General features: G+C 52.7%; 15 protein-coding genes and 1 pseudogene. 3 read left to right on the top strand and 13 right to left on the bottom strand.

Going from position 1 to position 16,275, the window contains the following annotated elements:
* Positions 1-10: 10 nt before the first annotated feature.
* From EPA93_RS51120 to EPA93_RS51110, 6 genes and pseudogenes are all read right to left on the bottom strand, one after another.
* Positions 11-370, bottom strand: coding sequence for a ParB/RepB/Spo0J family partition protein (locus tag EPA93_RS51120; protein WP_165423564.1), 360 nt, complete (start codon positions 368-370; stop codon positions 11-13).
* A 23-nt stretch (positions 371-393) separates the two neighbouring features.
* A pseudogene (locus tag EPA93_RS51115) lies at positions 394-939 on the bottom strand (ParB/RepB/Spo0J family partition protein); the annotation flags it as partial.
* Between the two features lie 76 nt (positions 940-1,015).
* Positions 1,016-1,771, bottom strand: a complete 756-nt coding sequence (locus tag EPA93_RS33375; RefSeq protein ID WP_129891667.1) for a ParA family protein — start codon at positions 1,769-1,771, stop codon at positions 1,016-1,018.
* Positions 1,772-1,879: 108 nt separating this feature from the next.
* Positions 1,880-3,703: a reverse transcriptase domain-containing protein gene (locus EPA93_RS33370; RefSeq protein ID WP_207229266.1), complete on the bottom strand. Its 1,824-nt coding sequence runs from the start codon at positions 3,701-3,703 to the stop codon at positions 1,880-1,882.
* A 924-nt stretch (positions 3,704-4,627) separates the two neighbouring features.
* The gene (locus EPA93_RS33365) at positions 4,628-5,137 is read right to left on the bottom strand and encodes a hypothetical protein (protein WP_129891665.1); all 510 of its coding nucleotides are present in this window, start codon (positions 5,135-5,137) and stop codon (positions 4,628-4,630) included.
* Between the two features lie 333 nt (positions 5,138-5,470).
* The gene (locus EPA93_RS51110) at positions 5,471-5,704 is read right to left on the bottom strand and encodes an FmdB family zinc ribbon protein (protein WP_129891664.1); all 234 of its coding nucleotides are present in this window, start codon (positions 5,702-5,704) and stop codon (positions 5,471-5,473) included.
* Positions 5,705-5,911: 207 nt separating this feature from the next.
* Here EPA93_RS51110 and ychF point away from each other — a divergent pair, with 207 nt between their 5' ends.
* Positions 5,912-7,087, top strand: coding sequence for a redox-regulated ATPase YchF (gene ychF, locus EPA93_RS33355; protein WP_129891663.1), 1,176 nt, complete (start codon positions 5,912-5,914; stop codon positions 7,085-7,087).
* 110 nt (positions 7,088-7,197) lie between these two features.
* Here ychF and EPA93_RS33350 read toward each other — a convergent pair whose 3' ends face one another.
* From EPA93_RS33350 to EPA93_RS50530, 4 genes are all read right to left on the bottom strand, one after another.
* Complete coding sequence (locus EPA93_RS33350) at positions 7,198-7,791, bottom strand: GNAT family N-acetyltransferase (protein WP_129891662.1); 594 nt, start codon at positions 7,789-7,791, stop codon at positions 7,198-7,200.
* Between the two features lie 60 nt (positions 7,792-7,851).
* A complete protein-coding gene (locus EPA93_RS33345) occupies positions 7,852-8,712 on the bottom strand; it encodes a GNAT family N-acetyltransferase (RefSeq protein ID WP_129891661.1) in 861 nt (286 codons plus the stop codon).
* Entirely contained in the window at positions 8,709-9,665 is a 957-nt protein-coding gene (gene yedA / locus EPA93_RS33340) for a drug/metabolite exporter YedA (RefSeq protein ID WP_129891660.1), read from the bottom strand. The genes EPA93_RS33345 and yedA overlap by 4 nt, the downstream gene beginning before the upstream one ends.
* A 74-nt stretch (positions 9,666-9,739) precedes the next feature.
* Entirely contained in the window at positions 9,740-9,874 is a 135-nt protein-coding gene (locus EPA93_RS50530; RefSeq protein WP_277988685.1) for a hypothetical protein, read from the bottom strand.
* 430 nt (positions 9,875-10,304) lie between these two features.
* Between EPA93_RS50530 and EPA93_RS33335 the strand changes: the two genes are divergently transcribed.
* On the top strand, positions 10,305-11,501 hold the full coding sequence (locus EPA93_RS33335) for a M20 metallopeptidase family protein (RefSeq protein WP_129891659.1): 1,197 nt from the start codon (positions 10,305-10,307) through the stop codon (positions 11,499-11,501).
* Positions 11,502-11,575: 74 nt separating this feature from the next.
* Here EPA93_RS33335 and EPA93_RS33330 read toward each other — a convergent pair whose 3' ends face one another.
* Both EPA93_RS33330 and EPA93_RS33325 read right to left on the bottom strand, forming a co-directional pair.
* Positions 11,576-12,919 (bottom strand): metallophosphoesterase family protein, encoded by a 1,344-nt coding sequence (locus EPA93_RS33330; protein WP_129891658.1) that lies wholly within the window; start codon positions 12,917-12,919, stop codon positions 11,576-11,578.
* Between the two features lie 110 nt (positions 12,920-13,029).
* A complete protein-coding gene (locus EPA93_RS33325) occupies positions 13,030-13,320 on the bottom strand; it encodes a hypothetical protein (protein ID WP_129891657.1) in 291 nt (96 codons plus the stop codon).
* A 410-nt stretch (positions 13,321-13,730) separates the two neighbouring features.
* On the opposite strand from EPA93_RS33325, the gene EPA93_RS33320 reads away from it, so the two are divergent.
* On the top strand, positions 13,731-15,125 hold the full coding sequence (locus EPA93_RS33320) for a transposase (RefSeq protein ID WP_129891656.1): 1,395 nt from the start codon (positions 13,731-13,733) through the stop codon (positions 15,123-15,125).
* A gap of 97 nt (positions 15,126-15,222) precedes the next feature.
* Here EPA93_RS33320 and galU read toward each other — a convergent pair whose 3' ends face one another.
* Entirely contained in the window at positions 15,223-16,092 is an 870-nt protein-coding gene (galU, locus tag EPA93_RS33315) for a UTP--glucose-1-phosphate uridylyltransferase GalU (RefSeq protein ID WP_129891655.1), read from the bottom strand.
* Positions 16,093-16,275: the final 183 nt, after the last annotated feature.

Below are 16,275 nucleotides of genomic sequence, written 5' to 3'. Positions count from 1 at the left end.
GCCCTCCCGCTCACTCCTCGTGCTTCACTAGCCGATTATACAAATTTTCCAGCTCGTCCTGACTGTTAAAATGCAAAACCAGCGTTCCTTTACCTTTAGCGTTATATTTAAGGTGCACCTTGACCATCAGAGCTTCGCGAAAATGAGCCTCTAGATCTGTCAATTCGGGAGAATGGGGAGGAGCAGTTTGCGCCACCGTCTCAAGCGTGCCATCCTCTGCCGCCTTAACCTTGCTGGCCAGCTCTTCAGCCTGGCGTACGCTGAGCCTTTGGGCGACAATCTGCTGCATAAGCGCGAGCTGATTCTCCTCATTGGAGAGCTTGAGCAGAGCGCGGGCATGGCCTTCGGTAAAGGCCTCAGATTGCTGCATAAGGGTCTCACGTATGCGGGGGGCAATTGGAGCAAGCGGAGCGAATTGGCAATAGTCGAGCGATCCTTCCCGACCTGCCTGGCTACCATCTCCTGGGTCAGGCCAAAGTCCTGAATAAGCGCCTGGTAGGCTAGCGCCTCCTCAATCGGATTGAGGTCGGCACGCTGAATATTCTCGATCAGGGCCAGCTCAAGCATCTGCTGGGGTGTTACATCCTTAATAACTACAGGTACATTGGTCAGGCCTGCCATACGGGCGGCTCGCCAGCGCCTCTCGCCGGCGATGATCTGATATTGCACAACTGATGCCGAAGATGGCTCAGCGGAGTCTGTCGCGGCTGATACGTCTTCGGCAAGCCAGGAGAGGGCTTGCTTCTGAGCTGCATCTGCCTTTTCCTGCTGATCCAGGCGCATTACGACGATTGGCTGGAGCAAGCCGTGCTCCTTGATGGAGTCGCTTAACTCAAGTAAGCGAGGATCGTCTTCACGGAAAGCTCGACGTGGTTGGCGGGGATTAGGAATGATATTCTCAAGCGGCACCTGGGGAAGCGTCTCAGCCCCATTACGCATAGGCTGCTGCGCGGACAAGACCTCGGATGCGCCCGAGATTAGTGCATCCAATCCTCGCCCCAAACCGAACTTCTGTTTAGCCACGAGCCATTACCTCCTCGGCGAGTGCGCGATAAGCCAGTGCTCCCGGCGATGTGGGATCATAATCTAAAATAGATTGCCCATAGCTGGGGGCTTCGCTTAAACGGACATTGCGGCTGATAATAGTCTGAAATGCCTCTTCAGGAAAATGACTACGCACTTCCCGCACAATCTCGCCTGAGAGACGCGTGCGGGGATCAAACATAGTCAGCAGGACACCGGCAAGCTTCAGACCAGGATTCAGCTTACTTTTGACAATATTGACCGTGTTGAGCAACTGACTCAGCCCTTCCAATGCCAGATACTCGCACTGGATAGGTATGAGCAGACCGTCAGCAGCAACCAGGGCATTGATGGTGAGCAGGCCAAGCGATGGCGGACAATCAATGATGATATAGTCGCAGCGCTGCCGAATTGGCTCCAAAACCTGACGCAAGCGATGCTCGCGCGCCAGCGCTCCTACCAACTCTATTTCTGCGGCCGCTAGATCTACTGTACACGGAGCTACCACCAGTTCGCGCCTTTGCGTAGGCACAATTACATCAAATATAGATACCTTATCCTGCTCCTGGACGAGCAAATCATAAATAGTATATTGTCGCTTGTTTTGCGCTGCCCCGATGCCGCTCGAACTGTTCGCCTGCGGGTCCATATCGACCAGCAGCACTCTACGGCCAGCAGCAGCTAGATACGTAGCAAGATTAATGGCAGTTGTGGTTTTGTAGGGTAGGAACTCACCGCCTTGCTCTATCGCTACAGCAGGTTTGTGCGAACCCCCCTCCGAACCGGACGTACACCTTTCGATGTATCCGGCTCTCCAGCCATTCCTAGGATCTTCTGCGTTGATGACAGCTTCTCTTCAAGACTCTTTTGAACTTGTTGCGGCGCGGATCTCGTCACGACACCTCTCGCAGACGATGAGCGTTCTCCTGGGCAAGCTGCTCACTCTCGGCAGCCATTGCGGAAGCTCCCGCCCACTCCTGGCATATTTCTGCTTGATATCTTTGAGTTTTCCGACGTAATGAACATCCAGAGCGTTGGTGCTATCCCAGGCTTTTCCGCATACTTCACAGGTATCCGCCGCGAGCCGCTTGAGGATCTGATGTCTGGCGAGAATGGGTTTGTCCCATATGCCCAGACCACCCGGTCCCGTATCGGGCTGTGTCTTCTTCTTAAGCGGCTCATTAAAATAGGTAAGGGTTTGCTTGCCGGCCTTTGTTTCATAGGTGATACCGATGAGTCTGCGCGTTCCTGTGCCCTGCTTGCGTTTCACATCCACGCCATATTTCTCAATGACTTGCGCAACTGAGCATTTTTCTTTGCGCGCAATCGTCTTTTGCAGGCTGGTATAGTGGTAATACCTGAACTTGTTGAGCTTTGTGCTCACATCTGTGGCAAGGCAATAGTAGTTATAGAGCCCTCTAATTTCTGCATTGTACTGTATCAAAATATCGAGTATTGGATCATTGATCCGGGCATTGTGATGGACTGCCTTTCCATCCCTGACGAAGGGCTTAAGCTTCTCGCTGATTGCTTTGCTCGGCACAAGCAGTTGAAGCATCCCGTTAGCAGCAAGTTTTTTGACTCCTGGCGGAGCTGCGGCGAGTGCTGCATTTTCCCTGGCTCTGGCGATCTCATATCCCAAGAAGCTAACCGGTCGGTCTGCCAGGTTGGTAAGTAGCGCTTCTTCTGTATTGAGCTCTAATTGCAACTCTGCCCAGAGAAAATGCTGGATCTCCTCGCGAATCTGTCTTGCCAGACCTTTGCTTCCGCTCAGCATAACCAGAAAATCATCTGCATACCTCACGTAATTGACTCTGATGTAATCAAGGTCGCCTGGCTCGCGTAACGGCTGCGTGATAAGCGCCTCCGCGCGCTGGACATCTGCCCATTTCCTGGCATCGAACCGTTCCATATACAGCTTGCGATACGGCTCGTACGTTCGCCTTTCTTTGGCCTCGGTGTCGTACTTCTGACAGAGCTTCTCCATAAAGGTATCTAGCTCGTGCAGATAGATGTTAGCCAGGATCGGACTCACTATCCCGCCTTGCGGCGCTCCGGTGAGGGGATGGAATATCCGCATGTTTTCCATGTGCCCCGCATTCAGAAACAAGTTGATGAGGTTGAGAAACCTTCCATCGCTGATTCTCCTGGCGAGAATTTCCAGGAGTTTTGGCAAGGAGATATGCCCAAAGAACCCTTTGATGTTCCCTTCAATGGCCCAGTTTGTTCCTTTACAGGTAGTTTTGATTTGTACAAGTGCTGTATGGCAGGATCGTTCGGGCCTGAACCCGTGCGAACTGTCAAGAAAAGTTGGCTCATAGATTGCCTGCAGGATGAGTCGCACCACTTCCTGTACCAGCTTATCTCTGAAGGTCGGAACCCCTGGCGAGCGCACGCTTCCATTCTCTTTGGGAAGAAAGGCTCTGCGTACCGCCCCGGGTCGGTAGGTCTCGGTTCTCATCTCCTCGATCAGCTTCTCCACAAGACGCATGGTAAAGCCGTCGAGAGTAACTTGATCCGCGCCTTCCGTCAGATTTCCTTCTTTATCATAAATGTTGTTATACGCCAGTAGATAGAAGTCAGGATTGAACAAGTTCCTGTAGAGCCTGTCAAAGACAAAGCTGCTGTCTTCCTTCGCCTTTTGACCTAGCATTGACAGAACGATTTCGGCTTTCTGCATTGCGCATACCTTGATCTTTCTCTCAATTGAATGGCCTGTCCTCCTTCGCCATGTAGTAGGCTTTCCCTACCGCGGACTACTACGAGGACTCCGTATCCATGCCGGGTTTTCAGAAGCTTTCTCCATAGCCATACCTTCCTATGGCAGGCATCCCGGTTTAGGATATCCCCGTTTAGCTTGCAATGAATACGCTGTGAGTGACGTAGGTTCCCGTTCGTTTCCTTGACGTCGCTTCTGCGACGCTGTGAGAGCGCTAGGGAGTACAGACGACCGTAGGCAAGTGCCGCTGTAAGCTCTCTCAGTACACGTATCCAGTCAGCGTTCGTGTACCCCGGCGGGTTAAGGCCAGGAAACTGGGTTTAAAGCAGTCTAGCTTTGACCATATCACTCTCTGGTCTTGCATCCCCGGCTAGATTATCTGACTTTCCAGCCCGGACGCGTTCCTGATATGCTATGTTCCCTTGCGGGATTTCTCCCTCCGGTAAATCAGGTGACCATGCGGGTTCTCCCTACCCGCAGCCTCTTTGCAAGAGAGGCATTATTCATTGCGCCTTACGGGCGCACGCCCACACCACCTTTCTGATTTGCGATGGCATATACTTTTGACACAGATTGCTACCGTACCTTTCCTCTCACCATGCCAAAGAAGACAATACTTAGCCTCATGCTGTACTGACATTGTAACAAATGTCCCAGCCAGAAGCAAGAAATCTGGCTCCTTCAGCCAGAGCTTTCCCTTTCTCACTATCCCGCTAGTGAAGGAGTTGCCTATAATCCAGGCTTTGAGCCTGCTCTAGAACTTACTAATAAGCCCTGGCTTTTTCCTCTGCTGCCTTGCCGCACGAGTATTACGGGGATGTTTTGCTTCTAGTGGTAAGCATTTGATGATAGCAGCTCCGGGAGGTGAAAGCCGGCGCACCTCGTCTAGAGCGTGACCCGGTTTCCGCCCGCAGGCATAGTAAAACGGAGAAAGCCGCCGCGAGCCAATTTACAGCAGATCACCCATAGTGTGAACAGGGCAAAGAGCGCTGCGGCAGTCTTGAGCTCATACAGCACAAAGTCCGAAAACGTTAGATGATTGGGCCCCGCAGTGAGCATGCGCAGTAGCGCTGGCCCCTGCTGAACGCCGCCCAGGCTGTTAACGGAGAGTCCACAGCTCAAGCTAATCACCAGGTCGATACCAAAGCAAATTGCCGCCATGAACGCGCCCAGCAGCCAGAAACGCTTGCTCAGGCGCTCTCGCTTGGTCGAGGCGATGCGCAGGGTAGCCCAGGTGGGAGCAATGAGGTATTGAAAGGCCATAAAGAGGAGCGGAGCTACAACAAATGTCCAATCGGGAAAAATGGCCGGATTGATCAGGGCGCCCAACCTGCCCAGCGTGTAGATAATAATCCCCTCTAGCACGCCACGTCGATAACTAACTTTGTAGAACATGATAAATAGACCTGATTTCGCTCCTTAGAGCAGAACGACACAACTTATCTGGACAGACGAGAATCCTGAAAAGAGCGTGGACCAGCCTCCACGCATTCCTCTTCCTGATTCTTCAAGGGATGCCGAAACCGCTGTATCCCATAGATACGCTCAAGGCTGAGACGCCTCGCCCTGCAAGACAGTTGAGGTCATCTGCTAGCTAGAAACATTGGAGGGCTTCGCTTACCAGCATAGGCACGTCCAATCCTGGCCAGACCTTATGGCGTGGCTCTACTTTCCCTCCGTGCGACAGGAGCGGATGCCCTTTCTCAAGCCGCTTGAGAGTGGCTAGAACTAATGACAGCCGCAGCTTCCGCCGCCACAACCGCAGCCTCCAATAGCCGGGGGCAAATCACCGTAAGAGGTGTCATCGTTGCTACCGCTGCGCTGCGCTGCGAAAACTGAGAGCAAGCGCCGTACGTTCTCGCTCTGGCACTTCATACATACTGCATCATCTGCATGCTGATGGCTAACCAACAATTCAAATTTGGATTTACAATCCGAGCAGTAGTACTCATATAAAGGCATGGCAATTCTACCTCCGCATTTTCGAAGACATATATCAAGACATATTGTAGTGTCTCGGCTCTACCTGCGTCAAGTTGTAGGAACAACACTTTGGCACAGAGGAAATAGGGTTATAGAGCTTTTCCATATACCCCTGCTAGCCAGAAGGTTGTAAAATAGGTTGCGTCAAACAGGTTCCGAATTATTATTGCTGAAAAGGAATAAATAATGGCTCTTACCATTGGTATTATTGGTCTGCCCCAAAGCGGCAAGACAACCCTATTCAATGCCCTGACCAAAGCAGGCGCCCCCGTCAGCGGCTACGCGACAAGCACCGTACAGGCTAACCTGGCGGTGGTTCAGGTGCCTGATGCGCGTATCCCGCCCCTGGCTGAGATCTTTAAGCCCCGCAAGACTACCTACGCGACTGTCGAGTTCGTCGATGTGGCCGGTATGGGGCAGAGCGCGCAGTCCTCCCAGGAGAAGAAGGAAGGCCTGAGCGCCGAGTTCCTTGGCCATATCCGCAACGCTGACGCGCTGGCCATCGTCCTGCGTACATTTGCTAACGAGAATGTGCCACATATCTATGATAGTATCGATCCCATGCGCGATCTGGAAAGCCTGAATGCAGAGCTAGCCCTGACCGATCTCTCAACCGTTGAGCGGCGCATCGAGCGCACGAAAAAGGCTGCTAAGTCCGGCGACAAAAAATATCAGCAGGAGTTAGAGCTACTGAAGCGCCTGCAGGAAGCGCTTAATGAGCTAAAGCTGGCTCGTCAGCTGGAATTCTCGCAGCAGGATCTGGCTATCCTTGGCGAGTTATTCCTCTTGACGATGAAGCCGCGCATGTATGTGCTCAACGTCAGCGAGGATGTGCTGGGAGCCGCCAACGAGCTGCTCGATAAGATCAATGCTGGCGAGAATGTTTCAGCCGATACGCTGCAGGGAGAATTGAAGGGCCTTGCGCAGGTTGCCCTCCATGCCAGGACTGAAGGCTCGGAATTTGTGGCAGTTTCGGCACGCCTGGAAGCTGAGCTTGTGGAGTTGCCGGAAGATGATGCGCGCGAATATCTTGAGGCTCTGGGCCTGCCTCGGTTGGGTGCTGATCGCGTTATCCAGGTGGGCTATCGCCTGCTCAATCTGATTACTTTCTTGACTGCGGGCGAGGATGAGGTACGCGCCTGGACCGTGACGAAGGGAGCCAAAGCGCCAGAGGCAGCCGGCAAGATCCATTCGGATATCGAGCGCGGCTTTATCAGGGCCGAGGTGACACGCTTCGAAGATTTTATCGCTTGCGGTTCGTTCCAGGAAGCCACGAAAAGAGGTTTGCAGCGCCTGGAAGGCAAAGACTACGTAGTGCAGGATGGGGACATTGCCCATTTCCGCTTCAATGTGGGCAAATAACTAGCGCGGGATGAACCGGGCTCCGGCGGCCCAAACAGGCAGAGAGGGCTTAAGGCGTCCTCTCCAAAGCTTTGCTTATGCCGCCCGGTTCTCCATCTCTAGCGCTTCAACTAACGCTGCATTTTTTGCTCAAGTCCCGCTTTGACTGCCGGCCACTCGCTATCAAGTATACTGTAGTAGACTGAGTGCCGGTAATAGCCATCGGGCATAATGAGATGATTGCGCAGAATGCCTTCTTTCACAGCTCCCAGCCGCTCAATAGCCCTTTGTGATTGCAGGTTGCGGCTATCGGTCTTCAGCTGGACGCGGATAGCCCCCAGCTTCTCAAAGGCGTGGCTCAGCAGCAGATACTTGCACTCGGTATTGACTCCCGTGCGCTGCCTGGCAGGAGTGAGCCAGGTCGAGCCTATTTCCAGCCCACGATCTGCCGGGGTGATCGTCATATAGCGCGTCGAGCCGATAATCTTACCACTGGCGCGTTCAATGATCGCAAAGGGAAACTCGCTGCCTTTCTCGCGTTGCTGCAATCCCCGCTTGATAAACGCTTCCATATCTGCCAGCGAGCGACTGGGATTGTGCGGAATAAAACGCCAGAGTATCTGATCCTGCGAGGCTTCATATAAGCCTTGAGCATGCTGCAAACCTAAGGGTTCCAGACGTACAAGCTTGCCTTCAAGGGTGACGGGTTCTACAAAATGTGCCATGCGCTTCCGCTCTCTTTCCATTCAAATAGTGTTGACTAGCGCCTGAAGACTGGCTACCTCTTAGCCAAAGGCCATACTGGCCTGCCCGTAGAAGTGCGCGCGTTGGCGCCTTGCTGCACTATGTAGATGCATATGGTGCAATTCATTGTAGGCGCTAAAGCCATAACGGCCCAGCAGCTCCTGACCATCGCGATTAGCGTGGGCCAGAATCACCTGCACCTGTAGCGCGGGATCGGCTAGTTCCAACGCGCGCTGTAACAAACACTCAGCCGCAGCAACGCTCTCCGCGACCCAGGGTCCCAGAGACTGCGCAACAGGCGAAGTCTGCAAGATCAGGAAGCCGCTGATCTGTCCCGCAGCATTACGCGTGAGCAAAGCCTGCCGTGGGAAGCGCTCAAGAAACGAGGCAAGGACGGCGCTGCGCTCAGCCCCGAAATAAGGAGCGTCAAACGCTGCCAGGTCCGCCAGATCGGCCATTTGCAGCAACGAGACATTTTCCACGGGAGTGGGGGCTTTATAAGCAGCCGGCTCTCGGCTCAGCCTGAGTACCCTGTCATCCTCCACAAAGCCCAGCCGGCGATAAAGCCCGACGCCAGAGGCGCTGGCGTCTAGCAGGATAGAGGGACAGCACTGCCCCTCAAGCCAGGCAATGGTATGTTCCATAATGGCTTGCCCGATTCCGCGCCGTTGCGCAGATGGCACAACGCCCACCTGGCCCACATAAGCAAAAGGACCATAGTTTATAGCCCCACCAAAGCCAATTGGTTCCCCATCCAATCTAGCCAGAAACCAGCCATCCGGCTGCAGTTGTAGGCCCTGCAGTAAAGCCTCATAGCGGCTGGGCGAGACAAAGGCCTCCATAGTGATGGTATCGGCTATCTTAAGATCATCCAATGTTGCTGTCTGTATCGTTAAGTTCAACTCTTTCTCCTCAAAGAAACCAGGCCTACACCGGTTAGAATAACAAGCATGGCCAGAATACCGATGAGAGTAATATGCTCGCCAGCCATGCCAACTCCCAGCGCCACGGCTACTACAGGATTCACATAGGCATAGCTGGTTGCCAGCGAGGTGCGTACCCGCTTGAGCAGATAGGTATAAGCGCTATAGGCCAGCAGCGAACCAAAAAGCACAAGATAGGCCATAGCCCCCAGCGCTTGCACAGTAGGGAAGCTATGCATGCGCTGACCCATTAGCAAGCCCAGCAGCAGCATAGCCGCCCCACCCGCCAACATCTGGGCCGCACTGGACATCAAGCCCGCAGGCAGAGAGAAGCGCGGGCTCAGAGCCGAGCCCAGGGACCAGGAAACTGGTGCTAAAATCAAAAGGGCCGCCCCGAATGGATTGGTCCACATACCATGTTCAAGGTTCAGGAGGATAACGCCGGCAAAGCCCAGCACTAATCCCACCCACTCCTGGCGGCTGGGCCAGCGCCCAAACAGGCCAACAAAGAAAGCTGTCCACAACGGAACGGCGGCCAGGGCCACGGCACTGATCCCCGAGGAAACCCATTGTTCGGCAATAGAAACGCTCCCGTTACTACCAACCAGCATAAGAATACCGATCAAGGCCGAGCCAAGCCACTCTTTACGCGTTGGTGCTGGGCTGCCGCGCAGGCGCAGGATAACATACAAAATAACCCCCGCACATAAGAAACGTAGCCCACCCATGATATAGGGTGGAAAGCTCTGCAGGGCTACGCGCATGACCAGATAGGTTGAGCCCCAGATAAGATAAAGGGCTAGCAGAGCTAGCCCTATACCAATTTTATCAGCTTTACTGCTTCCCTCCAATAGTGGAGCGGAGCGAGCAGTTTGTTCCTGGTCATAATGATGAGAAGATTGCAATGATTCCGTTTGATACTGCTTTCCCATAACACCAGAGATCTAATAAGTCAGGTCGCATGCTACAAATTTTGAAGTATACTAAACAGCTATCTTCCTGCGGATTAATGAAAGCCAATCCAGTTTCGGCGGCGCTCCCACTCGGGATCATTGATCCCATGCCTGCTGTCTGCCCCCCAGCGCCAGGCCGCCAGATCGATTAAAATCATTACAACTAGTAGAATTAGTGGTGATAGCATAAATCCCTCCCTTAGATTTTTGCCGTCTATACCGGTTATCTATCTATATTCTTAAACAAGACAACAACATAAAAAAATCCCTACATTTAGATAACCCATATAATAGATGATAGCAGCTATAAGCATGAGTTGCTACAGCCAATATAGTATTACAGCAAGCAACTTGGCTCAGCCAAAATATTCTCATCAATAGAGATGATAAGCAGGCCTTATAGTTGGGCAAGCAAAGCTCTATATATGGTACTATGTTGATACACAAGTAGATAAGGAGCAGAGGGCTCCCAGCGCTCGCAGTCCCACTTAGTTAGTCAGGCCAGCTTAAGATGGCCAGGACAGAAGCAAGTCGCACCGAGCCGTGCAAGCCTTTCCTGTCCCTGCCTCCAAGGCCGGCTAATCACACTAGTGCTTGAATTCATCTGCAGGAGGAACAATGTCTGTATCCAATCTTGACAATCTGAAATCTGAGATCGATGAGCTTGTACCAGACCTGATAGCCATGCGTCGTGATCTGCATGAGCATCCTGAGCTCGCTTTTGAAGAGGTGCGTACCTCGGGTATTGTTGCGCAACGACTGCGCGCTCTGGGGTTGGAAGTGCAGACGGGCATTGCCAAAACCGGCGTGGTTGGCCTGCTACGTGGAGGAGCCAGCAAGCCTGGAGCCAGGACGCTGGCCATTCGCGCGGATATGGATGCGCTCCCTATTCATGAGCTTAATGAGATTGATTACCGCTCACAAGTAGATGGAAAGATGCATGCCTGTGGGCACGATGGGCATACCTCTATTTTGCTCACTGTAGCGGATATTTTAAGCAAGCGTCGCGCGGAGCTGGCTGGCAACGTCAAGTTCATTTTCCAGCCTGCTGAGGAGCGCATTGGTGGCGCCGAGCCGATGGTCAAAGAAGGTGCCATGGAGGGTGTGGACGGCATAATTGGCCTGCACTTGATCAGCAACCATCCCATTGGGCGCGTCGGCGTACGCTCAGGTCCGGTCTTTGCCAGCGCCGATAGCTTGCAGATAATCGTCAAAGGCAAGGGCGGACACGCAGCCATGCCCAATCTCTCGGTAGATCCCATTGTGATTGCCGCCCATATCATCACGGCTCTACAGCCCTTGATCAGTCGTGAAACCTCTCCATTCGAGCCATCGATCATCACTATCGCCTCTATCCATGCCGGAACAGCCACCAATATCATTCCTGAGTACGTCGAGCTCAAAGGCACAATGCGCGCCTTTACGAAAGAGCAGCGCACCTATCTGCGGCGGCGCATCCAGGAAGTTGCCACTGGCGTAGCCACGGCCCTGGGAGGCAGCAGCGAGCTCGAATTCCTTGAAGGCTGCCCTCCCTGCGTCAACGATCCAGGCATGGCCGAGCTAGTATATCGGGCCGCCGTCGAAGCTGTAGGTGAGCAGGCCGTCGATCAGGGCCAGGAAGTCATGACGACAGGTAGCGATGATATGGCCTACTTCCTCGATGCTGTTCCTGGCTGCTATTTCATCGTAGGGGCACACAATGAGGAGAAAGGCGCCAAATATCCGCATCACAACCCGCGCTTCAACGTGGACGAAGATGCACTGCCTATTGCCGTCGAGACTTTGACCCGCGCCGCGCTTGATTACTTAAGCTAATGAAAAGCAGAGGGACGAGTAGGAACTCGTCCCTCCCCAATATAGCTGGTCATTATCCCTTCGGGAGCGGGCATTTAGCTCCCGATTTGAGCTGATTGCAGGGCAGCGCGCTTCTCGCGCAAAAACCTGGCGATCTGCTCGGGATCATCTTTATCCAGCGAGCGCTGCTTCAGCTCAGCCAGCACAGCTCCCCACTGTTCCTTGGTGATCAGATAGCGATTATCGCGCCCGATCAGCTCCTCAAAAATGCGCCGCTCCAACTCATGCCAGGAAGCCCGGTCCCGTCCATCCAGCTCGCCCTCATCGGGCACATAATCCTGATCGTTGGTATGATTATCGATGCGCACATACAGGCATTGAAAATATGCGCGCACCATCTCTTCCATCCGGGCTTGATCCAGCGAGCCCACATCGAAGCCCAGCGTGCCAGTGAGATGGATCTGCACAACAGGACGCGCATCCTCATCCCGATGGCGCGGCCCTTCAGCGCGACAATACTCTTCCAGGCGCACATAGAGCTCTTCTGGCGTACCCAGACCCTCAACGCGCAAATCGCGCCTGATGAAGGGACGGCGCCTGCTCCTCATATGCTCAGCATGATGCAAGCGCTCTTTGCTACTTACATCAATGATGCGCTCAGGCTCATCGGTATCGATCTCAACATAATAGTAGCCGCGATCATCCCATTGCGACTCTTCGGCACTGCAGGTCTCGGTAGAGCCGGGATTGTAGATCCAGCCGTCAAAGGTGTAGGGCTTATGGACGTGGCCCAGAGCCAAATAATCTACATATGGCTGCAGCACTTGTAACTGCCCCATCGTGGGCAAGCCCTGGACCCGAGCCACAATCCCATCAATACCGGTGTGCATGGCCAGCAAACGATACTCGATGCCCTGCGCCTCTTCCTCGCTCCGCGTTGTGGCCAGGGCCTGAGCCATACCTTCAAGACTACGTACGGTTGCTGAGCCTTGCCAGGGTAGGCCGTAGATGCGCAGGTGCCCGTCCAACAAATCCACATAAGCTCCAAGCATCGTCTGCGGCTGCCAGGGAGTCAAAAGGGGTGCTCCGTCCTGCATCACCGGGGTTAGCAGGATGATATAGCCCTGGTAACACAGAAACTGCAGCCAGGAGAGACCATCCCGATAATAGCTGCGATCATGGTTGCCCTCAATGGCAATTACCGGAATGTTCCGATCCTTGAGCCTCTTCAGTCCCTCAATGGCGTGAATAAGCGTCTGGGCATCAATGGCCCGCTTGTTGAATAGATCGCCGGCGATGAGCACAAAATCGACGTCGCGCGCAACGGCCTCGTCGATGATATTCCAGAAGGCGCGACTGAAATCGTTAAAACGCTCGCGAACACCATACTGTTCATAGCCCAGATGTGTGTCTGCAAGGTGGATAAAAGAAGCTCGCATATGATTCTATCTTTTCCAGACCAGGACTATTTTTGCTTTAACTCTATACACAAGTTGTTTTTGCCGCCTGCGCGGCTTTGAGAAGCTGAGGAAGCTCCCGGCTCCTTACCTTATGCCGGACCCGTCATCAAGGCCCGCACGCCGGCTGCTGCCAGGATCAGGACCGCGATACTAAAAATAAGCAGGTCGCGGCGTTTATCCTTGCCGCTGGTTGAGTAGGTCAAGGCCACGGGAATACCCAGAGCCACAATCCCACCATAGACATAGTGCAGATAATAGAGATCCTTGCCACCACCCGGCTTTAAGCCGTTGAGGAGCAGCAAGAGACCAAAGAGGCCCTGCAAGGCGCCAATAATGGCCGTCGCGGCCAGCATGCTACGCCAGGCTTTATTAGCCTCCATTTTTTTAAAGTAAAGAATAAGACCCCACACCCCGTAATAACGGCTACAGCTAGCACTAGATAAGGGGTATACGTATGCAGCGTAAGCAATAGCGCTATCAATTATACATCTCCTCCATGCCCGTTGGCATGTCTACGCTCTATTTCTTTTTGCTCTGGGATTTGCGGAAATTATAGCGATCCTTCATTTACTATAGCGCGCCCAGCAGTTATAAGACAAGTGGGCAATTTTTTCACCATCATGGTGGGGTCCATGCGTGTTATTATGACTCATCCCGAATTTTGGAGGAACTCGTGAGGAAGTAAAAGACGAGGAGAACCCAAAAAGGGTGAAAACGAGACAAAACAGACCTCTTACGCTAGACTGTGAAAAACAAAGCATACAGACGGCGTAGGAGGTCATTGCTATCAATGCAGTATGACATACTTGAAGAAAAGGAACAAGCCTGCCAGCAGGTATCGCAGCAAGTAGCGCAAGAACTCGAAAGCTTTCTTACTCCCCTCTTAATCGTCCTGGATCACTTGCTGGACAAGCGACTTGTGCGAACATTTTTGCAATGTTGTCTTGCTATCATGCGTTTCAGGAGTAGCAAACAAGCGCTGCTTTTAAGTGAGTTGGGAGCCTATCTTGATGGGATACGGGGGCTTTCGCTATCAGCTCCTGCAGGGACGAAGAGAGTGGGAAACCTGCTTCGTTCGATCAAATGGACAGTAAGCTCCATTGACCAATTTTTGCTGGAGGAAGCAGATCAAGAAGTAAAGTTGCTCAAAGCGCAAGGAAAAAGGATCTTGTGCATTTGGGATGGCAGCGTCGTCGAGAAACCAGAAAGTCGAGCTGCAGAAGGATTATGTCCAGTCACCTCAAGCAAAGCGAAACGACTGGGCAGATCAAGAAAAGGACTCGTTTTTAATATGCCAGCAAAACGACCTGTCATGGTGGCCGGACTGCAGTGGACAGGGGCAGTAATTGCAGGGATGGAAAAGACGGTCAAAGTAGCATTCATGAGTTGGTGGACCACCAAAGGGGACTATGCAACGAAAATGAGAACACAGGAAGAAGTGTTACTTCGTAGATGTGTAAGGAAATGGGGCGATCAGCTCACCCATGTGTTTGACCGGGGATATGCCTCTGGCCCATGGCTTCAGTTACTTCAAGCACTTCGGGTGAAGTTCGTGATTCGCTGGAAGAAAGGGCATTATTTCCGCGATGCCAAAGGGGCACAAAGGAAATTGTGGCAAATCGGACAAGGAAAACGCTATGTAGGGCACAAGCTCCTTTTTGATCTCCAAACGGGGGCCAAGCTTCCTTGCGACATTTGGTGGGCACCGGTCTGGCATCCAAGCTTCTCCTACCAGTTGTATGTTGTCAAAGTTCGGGTGCGAAAGAAGGTTTGGTATCTGATCACAAATGAGAGAATCACGAAGGAAGAACAGGCATGGGAGATTGTTTTCCTCTACCGCAGGCGTTGGCAGATTGAAACCAGTTTTCGTTATGAAAAAAGCGAATTGGCGCTGGAGAGTCCACGTATCTGGAGCTTTGAAAATCGCCTCAAACTCCTTGGGATCGTGACGCTGGTCTATTCTTTTCTGCTTCATCTGCTCAATCCGATCTACAGGGATCTGGTTCAATCTGCTCTGCATCTCCAGTGCCATCGAACCGGAAAGAGATACCAGCAGACGCTCGTACCTCTTTATCGACTTCGATGGGCTCTCAGCCGTTTATGGGAGAAAGCTCATCTTACTCTTCAATGGCTTTCTTCCCCTCCTCATGAAGTTTTACGACAGTTGTTGGCTGTCTCGGGCTAGCGATGCTTCCCGAAAATTCGGGATGAGTCATAGTGTTATAGGCGAGGAACTATCCTCGCCTCAAAATACGCTGGAAAGCGGAAGTGGTGCAAAAACCTTATTCTTCTTTTAACGCCTCACGCATATACTCGCGGAGAGTAGGAGCAATATCGGGGCGTTTGAGGGCGTAGGCAATCGACGTAGTTAACAGACCAAGCGGATTTCCTGTATCATAGCGTGTACCGGTAAAACGGAAACCATAGCAATGGCCCGCCCGGGCCTGCATCTCAAGGGCATCAGTAATCTGGATCTCGCCACCACGGCCAGGAGGGGTATGAGCCAGTAAATCAAAGATATCTGGCGTCAGAATATAATGGCCGGCCACACCCAGGTTTGAAGGGGCCTCTTCCAGAGGAGGCTTCTCAACAAGATGAGTTACCTTGAGCACATCCTTGCCAAGTTCTTCCACACTCACAATGCCATAGGCAGGAATGGTCTCGGGGGGTAGGGGAACCAGGCAGAGCACCGAGCTCTTATGCTGCTCATAAAGCTCCATCATGCGGGGCAGACAGGGTGTGCTTGGATCAACCAGGTCATCCCCTAGAATGACGACAAAGGGTTCGTCACCTACCAGGTCACGGGCACAGTAGATGGCGTGGCCCAGGCCCAGCGGCTCCGCCTGTCGCACGGCTGTATAGGTTGCCATGTTTTGCACACGGCGCAAATCTTCAAGTTCCTTCTGTTTGCCCTTGCGCTCTAGAATCTGCTCTAGCTCGGGGAAGGCATCAAAGTGATCCTCGATGCTGCGCTTGCTACGACTTGTAACGAAGATAATTTCTTCGATCCCTGCCGCGACAGCTTCCTCGATGATATATTCAAGCGCTGGTTTGTCAACCAGGGGAAGCATTTCTTTCGGTATAACTTTACTGGCTGGTAGCACACGTGTACCCAGGCCAGCAACCGGTAACACTGCTTTGCGAATACGCATCTATCCTCCTTAGAACATACGGCAGCGCCAGCTTCTTGTAAGCTGGATTCGCTTGTTAGCCGCTTTCAAGGTTGCGTTCTTATTGTAGTTGATAGGTAATGTTCAGGTCAACCTGAACAAAAGCTAAGCCGACAATTTCCATCCATTGACATATACATATACACATACTATATTTCTCTTGCA

Origin of the sequence: Ktedonosporobacter rubrisoli, from assembly GCF_004208415.1 — a bacterium.
Classification (GTDB): Bacteria; Chloroflexota; Ktedonobacteria; order Ktedonobacterales; family Ktedonobacteraceae; genus Ktedonosporobacter; species Ktedonosporobacter rubrisoli.
Note: the sequence above shows the minus strand (reverse complement) of the source record. Positions and strands in the feature narration are given on the sequence as shown.